Source organism: Streptomyces sp. NPDC058246 (assembly GCF_042881985.1).
Taxonomy (GTDB): domain Bacteria; phylum Actinomycetota; class Actinomycetes; order Streptomycetales; family Streptomycetaceae; genus Streptomyces.
Genome location: NZ_JBHVWZ010000020.1, coordinates 121,952 through 141,519, shown reverse-complemented (window position 1 = coordinate 141,519; position 19,568 = coordinate 121,952). Strand labels below are relative to the sequence as shown.

General features: G+C 71.7%; 17 protein-coding genes and 1 riboswitch. Of the genes, 5 read left to right on the top strand and 12 right to left on the bottom strand.

Translation table 11 applies throughout. The features are described 5' to 3' along the window. Positions 1-8: 8 nt before the first annotated feature. Positions 9-1,253 (bottom strand): cytochrome P450, encoded by a 1,245-nt coding sequence (locus ACFVXA_RS26685; protein ID WP_362033968.1) that lies wholly within the window; start codon positions 1,251-1,253, stop codon positions 9-11. A gap of 334 nt (positions 1,254-1,587) precedes the next feature. On the opposite strand from ACFVXA_RS26685, the gene ACFVXA_RS26680 reads away from it, so the two are divergent. Further along, complete coding sequence (locus ACFVXA_RS26680; protein WP_362033971.1) at positions 1,588-2,757, top strand: steroid 3-ketoacyl-CoA thiolase; 1,170 nt, start codon at positions 1,588-1,590, stop codon at positions 2,755-2,757. Here ACFVXA_RS26680 and ACFVXA_RS26675 read toward each other — a convergent pair. Next, on the bottom strand, positions 2,741-3,028 hold the full coding sequence (locus tag ACFVXA_RS26675) for a DUF397 domain-containing protein (RefSeq protein ID WP_390026986.1): 288 nt from the start codon (positions 3,026-3,028) through the stop codon (positions 2,741-2,743). The genes ACFVXA_RS26680 and ACFVXA_RS26675 overlap by 17 nt on opposite strands. Continuing rightward, positions 2,988-3,836, bottom strand: coding sequence for a helix-turn-helix domain-containing protein (locus ACFVXA_RS26670; protein ID WP_389465112.1), 849 nt, complete (start codon positions 3,834-3,836; stop codon positions 2,988-2,990). The genes ACFVXA_RS26675 and ACFVXA_RS26670 overlap by 41 nt, the downstream gene beginning before the upstream one ends. Before the next feature lie 92 nt (positions 3,837-3,928). Between ACFVXA_RS26670 and ACFVXA_RS26665 the strand changes: the two genes are divergently transcribed. Together ACFVXA_RS26665 and ACFVXA_RS26660 are read left to right on the top strand one after the other, a co-directional pair. Then, complete coding sequence (locus ACFVXA_RS26665) at positions 3,929-4,354, top strand: ATP-binding protein (RefSeq protein WP_362033980.1); 426 nt, start codon at positions 3,929-3,931, stop codon at positions 4,352-4,354. Positions 4,355-4,545: 191 nt separating this feature from the next. Beyond that, positions 4,546-5,457, top strand: coding sequence for an SMP-30/gluconolactonase/LRE family protein (locus ACFVXA_RS26660; RefSeq protein WP_390027005.1), 912 nt, complete (start codon positions 4,546-4,548; stop codon positions 5,455-5,457). Between the two features lie 45 nt (positions 5,458-5,502). Here the strand turns inward: ACFVXA_RS26660 and ACFVXA_RS26655 are convergent, their stop codons facing one another. The 8 genes from ACFVXA_RS26655 to ACFVXA_RS26620 all read right to left on the bottom strand — a co-directional run bounded on the left by ACFVXA_RS26655 (position 5,503) and on the right by ACFVXA_RS26620 (position 14,520). Beyond that, positions 5,503-6,207 carry a YoaK family protein gene (locus tag ACFVXA_RS26655; RefSeq protein WP_362033983.1) on the bottom strand — a complete coding sequence of 235 codons (705 nt, stop codon included), beginning with the start codon at positions 6,205-6,207 and terminating at the stop codon, positions 5,503-5,505. 204 nt (positions 6,208-6,411) lie between these two features. After that, entirely contained in the window at positions 6,412-6,828 is a 417-nt protein-coding gene (locus ACFVXA_RS26650) for a transglycosylase SLT domain-containing protein (protein WP_383739300.1), read from the bottom strand. A gap of 335 nt (positions 6,829-7,163) precedes the next feature. Further along, entirely contained in the window at positions 7,164-8,018 is an 855-nt protein-coding gene (locus ACFVXA_RS26645) for an ECF transporter S component (protein WP_389936485.1), read from the bottom strand. Next, on the bottom strand, positions 7,979-9,766 hold the full coding sequence (locus ACFVXA_RS26640) for an ABC transporter ATP-binding protein (RefSeq protein WP_390026984.1): 1,788 nt from the start codon (positions 9,764-9,766) through the stop codon (positions 7,979-7,981). Before ACFVXA_RS26640 ends, ACFVXA_RS26645 begins: the two co-directional genes overlap by 40 nt. Then, positions 9,763-11,070, bottom strand: coding sequence for an energy-coupling factor transporter transmembrane component T (locus ACFVXA_RS26635; protein ID WP_390026982.1), 1,308 nt, complete (start codon positions 11,068-11,070; stop codon positions 9,763-9,765). Before ACFVXA_RS26635 ends, ACFVXA_RS26640 begins: the two co-directional genes overlap by 4 nt. 5 nt (positions 11,071-11,075) lie before the next feature. Beyond that, positions 11,076-11,762: an SCO2322 family protein gene (locus ACFVXA_RS26630; protein ID WP_390026980.1), complete on the bottom strand. Its 687-nt coding sequence runs from the start codon at positions 11,760-11,762 to the stop codon at positions 11,076-11,078. Beyond that, positions 11,759-13,018 carry a prenyltransferase/squalene oxidase repeat-containing protein gene (locus ACFVXA_RS26625; protein WP_362028925.1) on the bottom strand — a complete coding sequence of 420 codons (1,260 nt, stop codon included), beginning with the start codon at positions 13,016-13,018 and terminating at the stop codon, positions 11,759-11,761. The genes ACFVXA_RS26630 and ACFVXA_RS26625 overlap by 4 nt, the downstream gene beginning before the upstream one ends. 110 nt (positions 13,019-13,128) lie before the next feature. After that, positions 13,129-13,262: riboswitch (cobalamin riboswitch) on the bottom strand. A 106-nt stretch (positions 13,263-13,368) separates the two neighbouring features. Next, entirely contained in the window at positions 13,369-14,520 is a 1,152-nt protein-coding gene (locus ACFVXA_RS26620; RefSeq protein WP_383739316.1) for a serine hydrolase domain-containing protein, read from the bottom strand. 263 nt (positions 14,521-14,783) lie between these two features. Here ACFVXA_RS26620 and ACFVXA_RS26615 point away from each other — a divergent pair, with 263 nt between their 5' ends. Beyond that, positions 14,784-16,856: an ATP-binding protein gene (locus ACFVXA_RS26615; protein ID WP_390026978.1), complete on the top strand. Its 2,073-nt coding sequence runs from the start codon at positions 14,784-14,786 to the stop codon at positions 16,854-16,856. Positions 16,857-16,884: 28 nt separating this feature from the next. Here ACFVXA_RS26615 and ACFVXA_RS26610 read toward each other — a convergent pair whose 3' ends face one another. Continuing rightward, positions 16,885-17,925, bottom strand: a complete 1,041-nt coding sequence (locus ACFVXA_RS26610; protein ID WP_390026976.1) for an MBL fold metallo-hydrolase — start codon at positions 17,923-17,925, stop codon at positions 16,885-16,887. Positions 17,926-18,109: 184 nt separating this feature from the next. Between ACFVXA_RS26610 and ACFVXA_RS26605 the strand changes: the two genes are divergently transcribed. Then, positions 18,110-19,567, top strand: a complete 1,458-nt coding sequence (locus tag ACFVXA_RS26605) for an aldehyde dehydrogenase (protein WP_390026974.1) — start codon at positions 18,110-18,112, stop codon at positions 19,565-19,567. Position 19,568 lies beyond the last annotated feature (1 nt).

Here is a 19,568-nt window from a genome sequence, read left to right as displayed (position 1 = left end):
CGAGTTCCTCAGACCGCGCTGACCTGGAGCTCCTTGACGCCGTTCAGCCAGGCGGAGCGCAGCCGGCGCGGGTCGCCGACCAGGTGCAGGTTCGGCATCGCGTCGGCGATCGCGTGGAAGATGAGGTCGATCTCCAGGGTGGCCAGGGACTTGCCCAGGCAGAAGTGCGGGCCTCCGCCGCCGAAGCCGAGGTGCGGGTTGGGGTCGCGGGTGATGTCGAAGAGCTCGGGGGTCTCGAAGACTTCGGGGTCGTTGTTGGCGGAGGAGTAGAAGATGCCGACGCGGTCGCCCTTCTTGATCCGCTGTCCGCCCAGTTCGGTGTCCTGGGTCGCGGTGCGCTGGAAGGAGACGACGGGGGTCGCCCAGCGGACGATCTCCTCGGCGGTGGTCTTCGGGCGCTCCCGCTTGTAGAGATCCCACTGCTCGGGGTGGGTGAGGAAGGCGTGCATGCCGTGCGTGATGGCGTTGCGCGTCGTCTCGTTGCCCGCCACGGCGAGCAGCAGCACGAAGAAGCCGAACTCGTCGGAGGCGAGGTTGCCCTCGTCCTCGGCCGCGACCAGCGTGCTGACGATGTCCTTGGCCGGGCACTGCTTGCGGTCGGCGGCCATGTTCATCGCGTACGCGATGAGCTCGGTGGCCGATTCGGCGCCGACCTCCTCGGTGATCGCGTACTCCGGGTCGTCGTACGCCACCATCTTGTTGGACCAGTCGAAGATCTTGGCGCGGTCGTCCTGCGGGACGCCGATCAGCTCGGCTATCGCCTGCAGGGGCAGTTCGCAGGCGACCTGGGTGACGAAGTCGAAGGCGCCGCCCGGGCCCGCGTGCGCGAGCGCGCTCTCGACGATCGAGCCGGCGCGGGCGCGCAGGGCGTCCTCCAGGGAGCGGATGGCGCGCGGGGTGAAGCCGCGCTGCACGATCTGGCGGACCCGGGTGTGCTCCGGCGGGTCCATGTTGAGCATGATCAGCCGCTGGACCTCGATCTGTTCGCGCTGGATGTGCTCGTTGAAGCGGATGACCGCCGTGTTGAGGAAGGAGGAGAAGAGTTCCGGGTGCGTGGAGACGTACTTGACGTCCGCGTGCCGGGTGACGGCCCAGTAGCCGTCGTCCTCGAAGCCCGCGATCCCCGGCTGTTGCGGAACCCAGTGGACCGGTTCGGCCCGGCGCAGCTCGGCGAACTCCGGGAGGGGCACGCGGTGGTGCAACAGATCGGGGTCGGTGAAATCGAACCCGTCGGGCAGCGCTGGACAGGGCATCGGCAACTCCAGGTCTCGCACCTACGGTTCCGGCGATCGGGTTCGGACGGTCGGGTTCGGACGGTCGTCTCCGACCATCGATTCTGACGGTCCATCAGGAACATGGAATTGCCGTGAAGGTAGTAACGGGTTCTACAAGTGGCAAGGGGTGCGGAGCCCCGAATTGCGTGCGGGATTCGTGCAGATCGAAACTTCGGAGCCTGCAAGACCCTTGCGGTTGTGGACAGGCTGTCAGCAGACTGCATGCAGAACTAGAACGCGTACTAGTTCTGCGTGGCGGGTGGGCCGGGACGCCCGCGCCGCGCGGGTGACCCGATGAGAGGACCCATCCCCCATGGCCGCGGAACCCGTGATCGTCGAAGCCGTACGCACCCCCATCGGCAAGCGCGGCGGCGCGCTCGCCAACCTCCACCCCGCCTATCTCCTGGGCGAGACCTACCGTGAACTCCTCGGCCGCACCGGCATCCACGCCGACTGCGTCGAGCAGATCGTCGGCGGCACGGTGACGCACGCCGGCGAGCAGTCCATGAACCCCGCGCGCACGGCGTGGCTCACCATGGGCCTGCCGTACGAGACGGCGGCCACGACGGTGGACTGCCAGTGCGGGTCCTCGCAGCAGGCCTCGCACATGGTGGCCAACATGGTCGCGGCGGGCGTGATCGACGTCGGCATCTCGTGCGGGGTCGAGGCGATGACGCGGGTGCCGCTGGGGTCCGGATCCAAGCACGGTCCGGGGAAGCCTTTCCCCGACGAGTGGAACGTCGACCTGCCCAACCAGTTCGAGGCGGCGGAGCGGATCGCCCGCCACCGCGGCCTGACCCGCGAGAACGTGGACTCCCTCGGGCTCATCTCCCAGGAGAGGGCCGCGAACGCCTGGTCCGAGGAACGCTTCAAGCGCGAGACCTTCGCCGTGCAGGTACCGACCACCGAGGACGAGCAGCGGGCCGGGCACGGCATGTGGCGCCTCGTCGACCGGGACGAGGGCCTGCGCGACACGTCCATGGAGGCGCTGGCCCGGCTGAAGCCGGTGATGCCGACGGCCGTTCACACGGCGGGCAACTCGTCGCAGATCTCGGACGGCGCCTCCGCGATCATGTGGGCGTCGAAACGGATGGCGCGGGCGCTGAAGCTGCGCCCGCGCGCCCGGATCGTCGCCCAGGCGCTGGTCGGCTCCGACCCGCACTTCCACCTCGACGGGCCCATCGACGCGACGCGCGCCGTGCTCGGCAAGGCGGGCATGTCCCTCAAGGACATCGACATCGTCGAGATCAACGAGGCCTTCGCGTCCGTGGTGTTGAGCTGGGCCCAGGTCTTCGAGCAGGACCTGGAGAAGGTCAACGTGAACGGCGGTGCGATCGCGCTCGGTCACCCGGTGGGGGCGACGGGAGCACGGCTCATCACGACCGCGCTGCACGAACTGGAGCGCGCGGACAAGGAGTTCGCGCTGATCACCATGTGTGCGGGTGGTGGGCTCGCCACCGGCACGATCATCCAACGGCTGTAGCCGTTGCGGTCCATTCGACGAAGGTGGTGAACGCGGCGGGGTCGAGGGCGAGGACGGGCCCCGCCGGGTTCTTCGAGTCTCGGACGGCGATGGTGGTGGAGCTGGGGATTTCGGCGATTTCGACGCAGGAGCCACCCTGGTCGCCGCTGTACGTCGACTTGCGCCAGGCGAGGAGGCCGAGCGGCGCGCACTCGACGCACTCGCCGCCTTGGTCGCTGCTGTAGCTGGACTTACGCCACTGGATCCCCGTCGGAATCGCGGTGTTCTCCATAGCGTTCCTCCATTACGCGCCGGATCAGCTCCGCCGAGTCCCTGAGGGAGAGCGCGGCGGCTTGTAGATGATCGTATCGGAGCGAACAGTCCTTGACCGTGTCCGGGTTGGCCGTCGGATGCCCGCTGCCGTAGCTCTCCGTGTAGACGATGTCCGGGTCGCTCGCGAAGCGGAAGAGGGTGTACGAGCCAGTCAGTCCAGCGTGTGCTCCGGCCGAGAAAGGCAGTACCTGGATGTTGATCCGAGGAATGCTCTCGAACGACAACAGGTGGGCCAGTTGGCCTCGCATGGTGTTCGGGCCGCCGATTTCCTGATAGAGCACGGCCTCGCTCAGCACCATCCACAGGACCGGCGGCTCGCCCTTCTCGAAGATGCGCTGGCGGGCCAGCCGTACGGCGGTGCGGTCGTCCAGGTCGGTTTGGTCCAGGGCGCCGAGCGTGGCGCGCGCGTAGGCGCTGGTCTGGAGGAGTCCGTGCACCATGTGCGCCTGATAGGTGCAGATCTCGACCGCCCGCGCCTCCAACTCCGCCACCTGTTGGAACCAGGCCGGAACTTGACTACGCATCACCAGCTCGACCAGCCGGGAAAGTAACCCGCCCGTCCCCAGGGCCGCGTCCACGCGCTCGCTGAACTCCGGCGTCGGCAACTTCCTGGCCGTCTCGATCTGCCCGACCAGCGACCCCGTGTAGTTGACGATGTCGCCGAGCTGTTTCTGGGTCAGGCCGGCGGCCTCTCGGTACCGGCGCAACTCGAACCCGTAATAGTCGAGCGGCGACGCGCCCGGGTCGAGGACGTTGATGTGGGTCACGCAGGGCCCCCTCTCGCGCAACTCGGCCCACAACGGGACCGGTTGTATCCGTTCCGTAGCCGAGGGTAGTCGCGCGAGGTCAACCTCGTAGCGTGAACGAATACATTCCCCCCACGCTCCTGGGCCCACGCCCCGCCCAGTACGTCATGCGGCTCACCGTGGGCGCGCACTCGGCGCGGCACATCCGGCGGATCGTCCGGTCGTGCCTGGACGAGTGGGACCTGGCGGAGCTGACCGACGCCGTGGAGCTGGGCGTGACGGAGCTGGTCGCCAATGTCGTACGGCATGTCCCGGACCGGCGGTGTGCGCTGCTGGTGCAGCGGCAGGAGGCGGGAGTCCGGGTGGAGGTCGCGGACGGCTGCCCTCGACTGCCGTGTGTTCCGGCCGAGTTGGCGCCGGAGGCGGAGAACGGTCGCGGGCTCCTGCTGCTGGACGCGGTGGTCGACAAGTGGGGCGTGGAACACGCGGCCGGGGGCGGCAAGACGGTGTGGTTCGAGTGCCGGGGTGAAGCGGAGTGAGGCGGCGTGAGGCGGGATGACCGCGACGAGTGACCGGAACCCCGGCTCTCAGGTCGGTCTCAGGTTCGCGTGTGAGTCTGGGCGCGCTCCCGGCGGTGGCGGTCCCGCTCTGCGCTGCCCCGCCGCAGCCGACCCTTGCCGTCTTTCGCGTGGAGGTTCTGATGCGTTCCTACCGACGACGTGTGTCAACGATGAGCGCCGTCGTGGCGGCCGGACTGGCGGCGACCACGCTCGCCGTCGCCCCCGCCTTCGCGGCCACCGCACCGCTGTCCCGGCCGGAGGTGGTCGCCCACTTCGACGTCACCACCAAGCAGCAGCCCGAGAACATCACCGTCGAGCCGGACGGCTCGGCCGACCTCACCTTCTCCAGGGCCCGGCAGATCGCCCATGTCGACAAGGACGGCAAGGTCTCGATCCTGGCGACGCTGCCCGAGGCGAGCACGGGAACGGCGTCGGTCTCGGGCATAGTCCGTACACACGACGGGACTCTGTACGTCAACTACAACGCGGGGACCGCCTCCGGCGTCTACCGGCTGCGGCCCGGCGGTACTCCGGAGCAGATCGCCGCACTGCCGGAGGTCGGTTCCCTCAACGGACTCGCGCTGGACGAGAGGACCGGAACCCTGTACGCCACCGACTCGAAGCTCGGCGGTGTGTGGCGGATCACGCCGAAGAGCGGGGCGGTGGAGCTCTGGGCCTCCGGTACGGAGTTCCAGCCGGGCACGGGCGGATACGGGTCCAACGGCATCAAGGTGCACAACGGCGCGGTGTGGGTCGGCAACACGGGGAAGGGGACTCTCACCCGGATCCCCGTCCGCTCCGACGGCGGCGCGGGCGCGTACGAGACCGCGGCCACCGGGCTGTCCGGCATGGACGACTTCGCGTTCACCGGCGAGGGCGACACCGTGCTGGCGGCGGTCAACGTCGCGAGCCAGGTCTACCTGGTGAAGCCCGACGGCACCCACATGACCGTGCTGACCAGCGCGGACGGCCTGTCCAACCCGACCTCGGTCGCCGTACGGGCGCACACCGCGTACATCGCGAGCGGCGCGTACTTCACGGCGACGGACCCGAACCTGCTGGAGGCACGGATCTCCCACTGACCGCACCGGGCGCGCAGATCCCCTTTACTCCCGTTCGCTCCCGATTCACTCCCGTCCGGACGCGGTCACCGAAAACACCCCCGTCATCGCGGCCGCGATCAGCAACGGAATGGCCAGGCCGTGGTGGATCACCAGCCACGCGCCGATCAGGGCGCCCGCGAGCATCGCGAACACGGAGGCGGTACGGCGGGGGGAGCGGGGGTGGGTGCCGCCGCCCGCGAGGCGGGAGTCGGAGGCCAGACCGGTCAGGGTCATGGTCAGGACGGTGGTCGTCAGGTCGGGCACGCCGAGCTTGCGGACGGTGGCGTTGCGCAGGCCCATGGCGAAGGCGGTGAGGGCGATCAGGGCGTACTTCGTGACCGTGGCGCCCGGTGCCGCGAAGGCCACCGCCGCGGACACGCCCACCAGAACCGCCTCGGCCGCGAGCGTGCCCCGCGCCCAGGCCCGCCGCGAGCCGCCGCCGTACCGCACCGCGACGCGTCCCCCGGCCACCGCGCCCACCAGGAAGCAGCCGAGCGAGGTCAGGGTGTGCGGCACGGAGAAGCCCGGGGCACCGGCGGCGGCGAACCCGAGGACCACCACGTTGCCGGTCATGTTGGCCGTGAAGACGTGTCCGAGTCCCAGATAGCTCACGGCGTCGATCAGCCCGCTGACCACGGTCAGCCCCAGCAGCACGGTCACCAGGTGCAGCCCGCGCGCCTCCCGGTCGTACGGCCGCGGCTCAGGACCCTTGGCGTGCTCTGCGCTCATGGTCGAAGTCCATCACGGACGCCGGGAAGGCGCTGGAACGGAGCGGTGGCCGTGCTGCTCGCGGGTACGACGAAGGCGGCGGCCCCGGGGGTGGGGGCTGCCGCCTGCGTACAGCTGTGGCTGCTTGTGGCTGCTCTTCAGCTGTGGCTGTTGTTCGGCTGTGGCTGTTGTTGGGCTTCGGCTGTTGTTGGGCTTTGGCTGTTCTTAGTACCAGCCGTTGGCCTGCCAGAAGTTCCAGGCGCCGGCGGGGCTGCCGTAGCGGGAGTTCATGTAGTCCAGGCCCCATTTGATCTGGGTCTTGGGGTTGGTCTTCCAGTCGGCGCCGGCGGAGGACATCTTCGAGCCGGGCAGGGCCTGGACGAGGCCGTAGGCGCCGGAGGAGGCGTTGGTGGCGCTGGGGTTCCAGCCGCTCTCGTGCTCGACGATGTTGCTGAAGGCGTTGTACTGCGCGGCGTCCGGGATCATCTGGTGCGCGATCGACTGGGCGGAGGAGGCCGAGGTGGTGGCGGCCTGGGCGGGGGCCGCGGCCAGGACCATGCCGGCGGTGGCGGCGGCCACGGCGGCACCGGTGAGGACCTTCTTCGGGGAGGCGACGACGCGGGTGATGACGGAGACGGTCACGGAGCACCTTTTCTTCGGGGGCAAGGGGGTCGCTGTGTGTCGTCACTACGCGGTGCGTGGTGTCGGCATACGTGGGCGCCGCGGCCCGGGTGGGCTCTCGGCGCCTGGCGACTGCTCCAGAGAAACAGGCTCGGAATCCGTCCGCAATGACCCCTTTTACTAGTTGTGGCCGATACGAGGGAAAAGGTCACCTGTGTGAGCTGGCTCTCAAAGCGCAGGTCAGAGGGGGTGCGTCTGCAGACATAACGGACAAGCTGGACTACGATCCCGCTTCGTAGGTGACGTGGGTCATGTGGGGTGCTTCACCCGACCCACGACGATCCGTGCGCGCGGGATCACGCAGCGGGTGCGTCGAATGTGACCGCGGTCTCGAAAGCGGCCCGGCGAGTGGCCCGGCGCAGTGCCTTGAGGAGGGTCGGGCCGAGCGTGAGGGTCAGGACGACGGTGACGACCGCCCGGCCCAGGTCCCAGCCGAGTGAGGTGGCGAGGCAGTACGCGAGGAAGCGGGTCAGATTGGTGGGGAGGGCGGCCTGCGGGTCGAAGGCGACGTTCGAGGCCAGGGCGTCCATGAAGGGCCAGCCGGCGAGGTTCATGACGGTGCCGTACGCGAAGGCGGCGAGGAATCCGTACGCGGCGAGCATCGCTTGCTCCGTGCGGCCCCGGAGCCGGTCGGGGCCCGGCAGCAGCCCGGCGCCCATGGTGAACCACCCCATGGCGAGCATCTGGAACGGCATCCACGGCCCGACCCCGCCGGTGAGCAGCGCCGACGCGAACATCGTCACGGATCCGAGCACGTACCCGAACCCCGGGCCCAGTACCCGCCCGCTCAGCACCATCAGAAAGAACATCGGCTCGATCCCGGCGGTCCCGGCCCCGATCGGCCGCAGCGCGGCGCCGGTCGCGGCGAGCACCCCGAGCATGGCGACCGCCTTCGGACCCAGCCCCGACTCGGAGATCGTCGCGGCGACGACCCCGACGAGCAGCACCAGCAGCCCCGCGAACAGCCAGGGCGCGTCCTGTGCGTGCGCGCTGACCTGCGACCCGCGCCCGGCGAGGAGGGGCCAGGTGAAGGCGGCGACGCCGGTGACGCTGACGAGAACGAGGGCGGCGACGGAGCGGGGGCCCAGGCGGATGGCCTTGGCCTGCGGCATCACGACAGCGCCTCCCTGACCTGGGCGACGGTCAGCCATGGCTGGGGGGCCAGGACCTTGGTGACCTGGGGGGCGAAGGACGGGGAGGCGACGACCACCTCGGCGGTGGGGCCGTCGGCGACGACCTCGCCGTCCGCGAGGACGACGACGCGGTGGGCGAGGTCGGCGGCGAGCTCCACGTCGTGGGTGGCCAGGACGATGGAGTGGCCCTCGGCGGCGAGGCCGCGCAACACGGTGACCAGCCGGGCCTTCGCGGCGTAGTCGAGGCCGCGGGTCGGCTCGTCGAGGAGCAGCAGCGGAGGGCGGGCCGTCAGGACGACGGCCAGCGCGAGCGCCAGGCGCTGCCCCTCGGAGAGGTCCCGGGGGTGCGTGTCGTCGTCGATCCCCGGCAGCAGCTCGGACACCAGCGCCCGGCATGTCCCCGGCCCGGCACCCGCGTCCGCGTCGGCGGCCGCGCACTCGGCGGCCACCGTGTCGGCGTACAGCAGATCCCGTGGTTCCTGCGGTACGAGACCGACGCGTCGTACGAGCGCACGCGGCGCGGTGCGGTGCGGAACCGCCCCGCCGACCCGCACCGATCCGGCGGTCGGCTCCACCAGTCCGACCAGCGCCGCGAGCAGCGTGGACTTCCCGGCGCCGTTCCGTCCCATCAGCGCGATGGTCTCGCCGGGCGCTGCGGTCAGATCGATGCGACGGAGCGCCTCGACGCGTCCGTGACGGACGGCGAGGGATTGGATCACGGCGGTGTGCGCGGGGGGCGGCGCGGGGGGCGGTGTGACATCCGGGTGGGTGCGCCTGCGGAGGAAGCCGAGACGGCGGGGCGGGGCGGGCGGGGGCGACTCACCGCCGGGTGCGGGCAGGGGCGACTCCTCGCCGGGTGCGGACGGGGACGACTCGTCGCCGGGTGCGGGCGGGGGCGACTCGACGCCGGGTGGGGGAGCGGTCGCGGTCGCCGTGCCGTCCGGGGCGAGCGTCGCGAGCCGCTCCCGCAGGGACCCCGCCCTTCGCCGCGCGTCGCGCACCGTCAGCGGGAGCGGCGACCAGCCGGCCAGGCGGCCGAGGTCCACCACCGGTGGATACACGGGGGAGACGGACATGATCTCGGAGGGCGTGCCGAGGACCGGCGCGGCTCCCGGGGCCGGGAGGAGGGCGACCTGGTCGGCGTACTGGATGACGCGTTCGAGGCGGTGTTCGGCCATGAGGACGGTGGTGCCGAGGTCGTGGACCAGGCGCTGGAGGATCGCGAGGACCTCCTCCGCCGCCGCGGGGTCCAGGGCGGACGTCGGTTCGTCGAGGACCAGGACCTTGGGGTGCGGGGTGAGCACCGAGCCGATCGCGACCCGCTGCTGCTGGCCTCCGGAGAGCGTCGAGATCGGCCGGTCGCGGAGGTCGGCCAGCGAGAGCAGGTCCAGGGTCTCCTCCACCCGGCGTCGCATCACGGCCGGCGCGAGGCCCAACGACTCCATGCCGTAGGCGAGTTCGTCCTCCACCGTGTCCGTCACGAAGTGGGACAGCGGATCCTGCCCCACCGTGCCCACGACGTCGGCGAGTTCGCGCGGCTTGTGCGTGCGGGTGTCGCGACCGGCGACCGTGACCCGGCCGCGCAGCGTCCCGCCCGTGAAGTGCGGGACCAGACCGCTCACCGCGCCGAGCACCGTCGACTTGCCCACCCCGGACGGGCCGACCAGCAGCACCAGTTCACCCTCCGGGACCTCGAAGTCCACACCCTGGACGGTGGGCCCGGCCGCCCCGTCGTACGTCACGGAGACGTCCTCGAAGCGGATCATGAGGGCTCCTTGGTGACTTCGGCGACTTTGGTGACTTCGGCGGCCTTGGCGGCTTTGGCGACTTCGGTGGCTCTGCTGGCTCTGGTGTACGGGACGGGGGCGACGAAGGCGGGGAGCAGGCCGAGGAGGATCGCCGCGGCGGGCCACAGGGGGAGGGCGGGGGCGATGAGGGGGACGACACCGGGGCGGAGCGCCACGGGGTCGTACGACGCGGCGACGATCATCAGCGCCGCCACGGCCACGCCCGATCCCGCGACCAGCCACGCCCGGGCGCCCCAGACGTCCGGCCGGTACCGCGTCCGCAGCGAGCGCCGGCCGCCCAGCCACAGGCCGGCGAGCGCCGCGGTCAGCCCGGCCAGTAGCAGCGGCAGGCCGTAGCCGCCGCCCTCGGCGGTCAGCAGTCCGTACGTCCCCGCGCAGACGCCCAGCAGGCCGCCGAGCGTGAGCACGGCGGTGGTGCGGCGGACGGTGGGCGGAACCTGGGCGGTACGGCCGTAACCGCGCGCGTCCATCGCCGCGGCGAGGGCGACCGAACGCTCCAACGCCCCCTCCAGCACCGGGAGTCCGACGTGCAGCAGGCCGCGCAGGCCCCGGTCGGTACGGCCGCGGAGCCTGCGCGCGGCGCGCAGTCTCTGTACGTCGGCGATCAGGTTCGGGGCGAAGGTCAGCGCGACGACCACCGCGACGCCCATCTCGTACAGCGCTCCCGGGAGGGACTTCAGCAGCCGTGCCGGGTTGGCGAGGGCGTTCGCCGCGCCCACGCAGACGAGGAGCGTGGCCAGTTTCAGGCCGTCGTAGAGGGCGAAGAGCACGCCCTCGGCGGTGACCCGGCCGCCGATGCGGACGCCCTGGACCCAGTGGGGGAGGGGGACTTCGGGGAGGGTGACGAGGAGGTGGGTGCCGGGGATGGGGGAGCCGAGGAAGACGGCGAAGGCGAGGCGGATGCCGAGGACGGCCGCGGCCAGCTTGACGAAGGCGCCGTAGGAGCGCGCCCAGGGGGCCTCGCTCCGGCGTGCCGCCACGACGTATCCGGCTGTGCCGATGAGGAGGGCAAGGAGGAGCGGGTTCGTGGTGCGGGAGGCCGCGGTGCCCAGGCCCAGGGCCCAGATCCACCAGGCGCCCGGGTGGAGGGCGTTGCGGTTACCGGGGTTCAGCGGGCGCTTGATCGGATGGGCACCCGGCACTGGTGGCCGTGCCCGCCCTCCCTCGATTTCTCGCCTGCGCTCGAACAGGGGGGACCCCCGTCGCCCTGCGGGACGATCGCCCACAGCGGTGACGGCACAGTCCTCGTCGCCCTTCGTCATGGTCCTCAGCCCCGGCGGCGGCGTGCCTGCCAGACGGCCGCCGCGCCCAGCAGGGCCACCGCGGCGACGCCTGCGAGCAGGCCGACCGATGGGCCGTGGTGGGCGGGCTCGGCCTGGGGGCGGGCGGAGGCCGTCGGCTTCGTGGCGGAGACCTGGTCGCCGCAGCCCGTTCGCGGGTAGCCCGCGATGGCGCACAGGAGGGCGTTGGTGTCGTAGCGGAGGGGTTTGGCAACCGAGGCGAGGGCGTCGGCCGTCGTCGCGTCGGAGGGGACGCGGGCACACGCCGTACGCGGGGACGGCGGCGTCTCGCCGGACGGTGCGTCCGCCGTCGTACCGAAGTCGATGACCAGGGCCACGCGCTTCTTGCCGTGCTGGGCGGGCGTCTTCGCGCATATGGAAGCGAGGTCGGAGGCGAAGGCGGAAGCGGGGTCGGAGGCGAGGTCCGCCTTCCCGCGCGGCTTCGCGGCGTCCTGGGAGTCCTGGCTCACCGCGAAGCGGAAGCCCTGGACATCGCCGTCGGACGGCCGCGCGGTCGACGGACCCTGGGTCGCGTACGTCCACTTCCCGCCGGTCAGGTCCCAGAAGGACCAGTAGCGGTAGCCGACGGCCTGGGCCTGGCCCGCCGTGCCGCCGAGCAGGAGGAGGAGCAGGGCCAGGACCAGGACCGGGGTGGTCGTACCGCGCCGGGTCACAGCTGCCGCTTCTTGTTGCGGCCGCTGAGCAGGAAGCCGATGCCGATGCCGGCGACGAGACCGACGCCGACGATCCACCAGACGCCGAGGCCCTTGTCGTCCTCGTCCTTGGCCTGGTCCGCGTTCTTCTCGGCACCCGAGGAGGGGTAGGGGCCGGCCGTGGGCACCGACTCCGGAGCGGGGCCAAGGGCGTTGAGCTGCTTGACGAGGTTCTGGCCGCCGAAGTCCCACGTGTCGAAGGTCGCCGCGTCGGCGGCGAGGATCAGCTGGGCGTACGCGGCCGGCCCGGCCTGCTTCGCCCACTGCGCGTAGTGGCCCTCCAGCCAGCGCATCGTGTCGGCCGCCTTGTCGCCGTGTCCGGAGGTCGCGAGCGCGAGGACCGCGTCCGCGGTGTTGCCGTAGTCGGGCCGGTCCTCGGCGCCGGGCTGCGCCGACTTGAGGTACTTGTCCTTGGCGAGCGCCTTGACGAGGTACGCGGCACCGTTCTGCGCGGCCCGCTCGGGGTGGCTGCCGTCGGCGGCCTTGCAGGACAGGGGGTCGGCGATCGGCTGCTTGGGTTCACCGGCGAGGCCCTTGCCGAGCGAGCCGGCCACGGCCGCCGCCGTCGCGTCGGCGTTCGCCGCGAGCTTGCCCTTCTTGTCCGGCTGGTAGGCGAAGGCGCCCGCGTCGGCGCCGTCGCAGGGCAGCGACAGCTTCACCAGCGCGTCGTACGGCGACTTGCCGCCCTTGGAGACGTCGTCGGGCTTCTCGCCCACCGCGGTGAGAGCTCCGATCACCACGGACGTCGAGTTGGCGTCGCTGGCCCCGCCCGCGGCGTACCCCCAGCCACCGTCCTTGTTCTGCACGGACTTCAGCCAGGCGACGGCCTTGCCGGTCTCGGTGTCGTGCCCGCCGAGCGCGGCCAGGGCCTGTACGGCGGCGGCCGTGCTGTTCGTGTCGACCGTCGTCTTGGCGTCGCACTTGGCGGTGGCATCGGCGCGGTACGCGGCGAAGGCGCCGTTCGCGCACTGCTGGCCGGTCAGCCAGTCGACGGCCTTGGCGGCGGGCTTGACGCCCACGGTGTCCTGGGCGAGCAGTGCCAGTGACTGCCGCCAGACGCCGTCGTAGGTGGGGTCGGTGGAGCCGTACAGCCCGGAGGGGAGCGCCACGGAAGGGGAGGGGGAGGGGGACGCGTCGGCGGCGAACGCCGCCGGTGCGACGGCCGTACCGATGACGACGGTGGCGGCCAGTACCGCGGTGCTGCGGCGAACAATCATGACTCTCCCTGCGGGGAGCCGGGCAGCACCGGGCGCACGCGGGAGCATCCGGGCGGCTCCGGCTCCGTATCCCTCGACGGTGCCGGCCAGCGGCGGGCTGCCGGTGGCACGAGCCGGTCACTTCCTGCGCGGGGCGATCCGGCTCACCACCTTGCGGGTGGTTCACGGTTGCGGGTCAGCGCCGGAATTGCACCGGCTTCCCCCCGTACGGGTGTGATGACGACGCGCTCACTCTACCGGCCGTACGAAATTGCCTGAGGGCCGCCTGTGAGGCCCTCGGCCGCAGGCGGCACCTCGTGGCGGCGAGCGGCACCTCGTGGCGCCGAGTGGCGCCGAGTGGCGCCGCCCGCTTACTGAGTCGCGTCGGCCGTGCGGCGCCAGAAGTCCCGCATCAGCGGGGTGGGCGTCGGGTTCTCCATGGCGACCTGGGTGAGCAGGACGGTGACCGTGCCGGTGGACGGGACGATATGGGCGGTGGTGCCGGTGCCGCCGGTCCAGCCGTAGCGGCCCGGCACGCTCCAGGGGTCGGTGCGTTCGATGTCGACCTGGGCGCCGTAGCCCCAGCCCTGGCCCTCCATGAACAGGGCGCCGATGTCGCGCTGGGCGGGGGTGAGGTGGTTGGTGGTCATCTCCCGTACGGAGGCGGGGGACAGGAGCCGCCGGCCGTCCGCCGTGCCGTCGGCGAGGAGCAGCCGGGCGAAGGCCAGCCAGTCGTCGGCGGTGGAGACCAGGCCGCCACCGCCGGACGGGAACGCCGGGACGCTGCTCCACTGTCCGTCGGGGGAGTCGGCGAGTTCGAGACCCCCGCCCCGGGCCTTCCGGTAGGAGCTGGTGAAGCGGTCGCGCTTGCCGGCCGGTACCTCGAAGGCGGTGTCCTTCATGCCGAGCGGCTCGAAGATCCGCTCGGCCAGGAACTCCGGCAACGGGCGGCCCGTGACCCGGGCGATCAGCACGCCCTGGAGATCGGATGAGGTGCCGTACAACCAGGCCTCGCCCGGCTGGTAGAGCAGCGGAAGGCGGGCGAGGTCCGCCACCCAGGCATCCGGCGTCGGATACGCCTGCGGCTCACGGCCGTCCTTCTGCACCTCGAACAGCGCCTGGACCTGCGGCAGCGAGAAGTCGGACGGGAAGCCCCAGCCGGCCCGGGAGGAGAGCAGATCGGCGACGGTGATCGGCCGGACGGCCGGGACCACGTCGTCGACGGGACTGGCCGGCGTCCGCACGACCATCGGCTTGGCGAGCTCCGGCAGCCACGCGTCGACCGGTTCGTCGGGCGCGATCGCGCCGTCGTCGACCAGCATCATCACCGCGGCGGCGGTGACCGGCTTGCTGATCGAGGCGATCCGGAAGATCGAGTCCCTGGCCATCGGGGCACTCCCCTCGACGTCGACGTCACCGACGGCCTGTACGTCGACGTCGTCACCGCGCGCCACGAGGCCCACCGCCCCCGGCACGCTGCCGTCCTCGACGTACGCCTGAAGAAGCTCGCGCAGGGTGCTCATCGGTTCACCTTTCGCAGGGGGCTGTTTCCGAGGGATGTATGTCCAGAACGACAGTGTCCGTCCGGACCGAGGGGCGGCCGACTCGGGACGAGGGGCGGGCTTGCGGAACGAGGGTCTCCCGTAGCGCCCGCCCCACCCTCACCAGCAGGGAATTGATCACATCGCGTCGAAAGCTGTCCGGAAGTGGCCGGGTGCTTCGACCTTTCTGTCCGAGTTGCCGGAGCGGGGCAACGTGGGAGGGTGATCACGTCAGACTGGTCCGTGTGTCCGAGAAGACGACTGGTGGACGGTCCGGCAATCTGCCCCCGGAGGCGCGGAGCTTCGTCGGGCGGCTGGGTGAACTGGACTGGCTGGAGCAGGAGTTGGATCCCGGGGTCGGGATCGACCGGCTGGTGAGTCTGGTCGGGGTCGGCGGGGTCGGCAAGACACGGCTCGCGCTGCGGGCCGCGAGGCGGGTCCAGGACGCGTACCCGGACGGCGTCTGGCTGGTGGAGCTCTCCCCGCTGCACACCGCTGGTCTGGTGGGCCTGGCCGTCGTGGAGGCACTGCGGCTCACGGACCAGTCGACAGCGCCGGTCACCGAGGTGGTCGCCGAATGGGCCCAGGGCAAGCGGCTGTTGCTGATTCTCGACTCCTGCGAGCACGTCCTCGCGGACTGTGTGCCGTTCGTCGAGGCGCTGCTGCCCGTCCTGCCGGGGCTGCGCATCCTCCTCACCAGCCGTCAGCCGCTCGGCCTGCCCGGCGAACGCGTGCTGCACCTGGACCCGCTGCCGGTCGCCGACGACGCGGTGGCCCTGTTCACCGAACGCGCGGCCGACACCGGGTTCGTCCTCGGTGACACCGACCGCGCCGCCGTCGAGGACGTCTGCCGCAGCCTGGACGGTATCCCGCTCGCCATCGAACTCGCCGCCGTACGGCTCTGCGAGCTCTCCCTGGCCCAGTTGCACGGCCGCCTCGGGGCGGGCCTGACGTCCCGGCTCGACCTGCTCACCGCGCGCGACGGCGAGGGGCCGCCGCGCCACCGGACACTGCGGACGGCCATCGGCTGGAGCCACGAGTTGTGCGCACCGCTGGAGCGGCTGCTCTGGGCTCGCCTGTCGGTGTTCGCGGACGGCTTCTGCCTGCGCGCCGCCGAGGACGTCTGCGCGGGCGGCCCGCTGCCCGCGGGGCGGATCGCCGGACTGCTCGCCCGGCTCGTCGAGCAGTCCATCGCGCGCCGCCATGACACCGACCCGGACCGCTTCCGACTCCTCGACACCGTACGGGAGTTCGGTGCCGACTGGCTGCGCGCGCTCGGCGAGGAGCACGCCGTACGGCTGCGGCACCGCGACCACTACCGGCGGCTGGCCCGCGACGGCTGCGCCGAGTGGAACACCGGACGGCAGGTGGCGTGGTGCGAGCGCACCCTCACCGAGCATGCCAACCTCCGTGCCGCCATGGACTGCGCCCTCACCGAACCCGAGGGGCGTGCAGCGCTGGAGATGGCGGCCGACGTCGGCTTCCTGTGGCGGCACTGCGGCTATCTGCGCGACGCCCAGCACTGCCTCGACCTGGCGCTCGCCGCAGATCCGGCACCGGGTCCCGACCGTACCCGCGCCCTGTGGGCGCGCGGCGCGGTGGCCCTGCTCCAGGGCGATCTGGAGGTGGCCGCCGACTGGGCGGGCCGGTGTGTGGACGCGGCCGAGGAGCAGGGTGACGCGGTGGCGGTGGTGGCCGCCGCGTACCTCACCGGCGGTCAACTGTCCCTGAGCGGCAAGCTGTCCGAGGCCATCGAGGTGCTGTCCGCGGCACCCCGGCTGCCCATCCGGCAGGACGGGTTCGGGGCCGCCCAGCTCCAGGTCCGCGTGGCACTCGCCTTCGCGCACATGCTGCGGGGCGCCTACGAGCGGGCGCGCGCGGTGGCCGAGGAGGTGCGCGCGGCCAGCGTGGCGTGCGGCGAGGGGTGGGCGGGCGCGTTCGCCGACGGGATCGTGGCCCAGACGGACCTCGCCCGGGGCGACGTCCGCGCGGCCGTCCGCACCGCCCGCACCGCCCTGGCCGGGCACGGCCTGCTGCACAACACCGTCGGCGCGGCCATGGCCCTCGACGTGCTCGCCGCCGCCGTCGTCGCGGCCGGCGACGGCCACCGCGCGGCCCGCCTTCTCGGCATCGGCGCCCGAGTCTGGGAACTCACCGGCCGCGCCCAGATGGCCTCCCCCGACCTCCTCGCCACCCGCCTCCACCACGAACTCCGCATCCGCGAGGAGCTCGGCGACACGGCCTACGAGAAGGCCTACCAGGAGGGCCTCGCCATGCCGTACGGGGAGGGACTGGACTACGCGGCCGCCGGTCGCTAGGTGCCGCCATGGCCCCTTGGCATCGGCCTCATACCGCCACGTACGTCACCGGATCGCTCCCCGGAACCGCCTCCGCGCGACCCAGTTTCACCAGGCGGCGTACGTGGGCCTCGGCTTCCGAGACCGCGATGTTGCGGGAGCCGTAGGGGATCTGGTCCCAGGGGCGGTTCCACTCCATGCGCTCGGCGAGCTGCCAGGTGGTGAGCGGGGTGGAGAGGAGGGTGAGGAGGCCGGTGAGGCGTTCCTCGTGGTGGGTGAGGAGCTCGCGTACGCGGGACGGGGCGTCGGTGAAGGCGTGCTGGTGGGCCGGGAGCACCTCGGCGGGGGCGAGCCGGCCGACGCGCTCCAGGGAGTCGAGGTAGTCGCCGAGGGGATCGGTGACCGTGGCGTCGTCCGGATCCTCGTACAGGCCGATGTGCGGAGTGATCCTCGGGAGGAGATGGTCGCCGGAGAACAGGCGGCCCGCGCCGGGGAGTCGGGCGGGATGGACCTCCTCCAGGTGGAGGCAGACATGGCCGGGCGTGTGGCCCGGGGTCCAGATCGCGCGCAGGCGGCGGCCGGGCAGCTCGAGGTGCTCGCCGGGGACGATCTCGCGGTCGGGGAGCGCCGGGGAGAACCCGGGGAGGGTGCTCGGGCGGCGCAGGAAGGTCCGGGCGTCGCGCAGCGGCGCCACGTGCTCCTCGGGCGCGCCGGACGCCTCCAGCTTGGCCGCCATGTACGCGAACCAGCGCTCGGGCCGGTTCTCCCGCGTCCGCCGCACGATCGCGGCGTCCGCCTCGTGCATCGCGAGCCACGCCCCGGACGCCTCCCGTACCTTGCCCGACAGGCCGTGGTGGTCGGGGTGGTGGTGCGTGATGACGACCCCGTGGATCTCCGTCACCGAGGTGCCGCAGTCGGCCAGACCCTCGGTGAGGGTGTCCCAGGAGGCCGGATCGTCCCAGCCCGTGTCGATCAGGACGGGGCCCCGGTCCGTGTCGACCACGTACACCAGTGTGTGGCCGAGGGGATTGTCCGGGATGGGGACCTCGATGGACCGTACGCCTCCGCCGTGATCGGCCACCTGCGCCATGGGCTCCCACCAATCGCCGCGTTCCGGTCACTGTCCGGTCACTATAACTAGAACAGATTCCAATGGGTGCCCAAGTCGACCGTTCTGTCGCCCTGTCCGTCCCGTGGACTCATCGGACTGGAACTGGTATCAGTTCTCGTATCTGATGAAGCGTCAGAGAACGTCCTCCGGGAGGCAGTCGGCCATGACCGAGCTCGTGGAACACGGACAGCTGTTCATAGGCGGGGAGTTGACGGACCCCCTGGGCAAGGACGTCATCGAGGTGATCTCGCCGCACACGGAAGAGGTCATCGGGCGGGTGCCGCACGCCTCGACCGGGGACGTGGACCGGGCGGTCGTCGCGGCTCGGCGGGCGTTCGACGAGGGCCCCTGGCCGCGCATGAGCCTCGACGAGCGGATCGAGGTCGTCACCCGGATCAAGGACGCGATCGCCGTACGCCATGAGGAGATCGCCCGCGTCATCTCCTCGGAGAACGGCTCCCCGTACTCCTGGAGCGTCCTGGCGCAGGCCCTCGGCGCGATGATGGTCTGGGACGCGGCGATCACGGTCGCTCGCGGCTTCACGTACGAGGAGACGCGCGACGGCGTCCTCGGCAAGATCCTCGTCCGGCGCGAGCCGGTGGGGGTCGTCGCGGCCGTGGTCCCCTGGAACGTCCCCCAGTTCGTGGCTGCCGCCAAGCTCGCGCCCGCGCTCCTGACCGGCTGCACGGTCGTGCTGAAGCCGTCGCCCGAGTCGCCGCTCGACGCCTATCTGCTGGGCGAGATCGCCAAGGAGGCCGGACTGCCCGAGGGCGTCCTGTCGATCCTTCCGGCGGACCGCGAGGTGAGCGAGTACCTGGTCGGACACCCCGGCATCGACAAGGTCTCCTTCACCGGCTCGGTCGCGGCGGGCAAGCGCGTCATGGAGGTCGCCTCGCGCAACCTCACCCGCGTGACCCTGGAACTGGGCGGCAAGTCGGCGGCGGTCGTCCTGCCGGACGCGGACCTCGAGACGTCGGTCCCCGGGATCGTCTCGGCGGCCTGGATGAACAACGGGCAGGCGTGCGTCGCACAGACCCGCATCCTGGTACCGCGCTCGCGCTACGAGGAGTTCGCGGACGCCTTCGCGGCGGCGGCGAGCGCGCTGGTGGTCGGCGACCCGCTCGACCCGGCGACCCAGGTGGGCCCGCTGGTCGCCAGGCGCCAGCAGCAGCGCAGCCTCGACTACATCCGCATCGGCCAGGAGGAGGGCGCCAAGATCCTCACCGGCGGTGGCCGTCCGCACGGGCTCGACCGCGGCTGGTACGTCGAGCCGACCCTCTTCGGCGACGTCGACAACTCCATGCGGATCGCCCGGGAGGAGATCTTCGGCCCGGTGATCTGTCTGCTCCCGTACGGCGACGAGACCGAGGCCGTGAAGATCGCCAACGACTCGGACTACGGGCTGAGCGGCAGCGTCTGGACGGCGGACGTCGCGCACGGCATCGACGTCGCCCGCCGGGTCCGTACCGGCACCTACTCCGTCAACACCTTCAGCCTCGACATGCTCGGCCCCTTCGGCGGCTACAAGAACTCGGGCCTGGGGCGGGAGTTCGGACCGGAAGGGTACGGCGAGTTCCTGGAGCACAAGATGATCCATCTGCCGGCCGGCTGGGAGGCGTGAG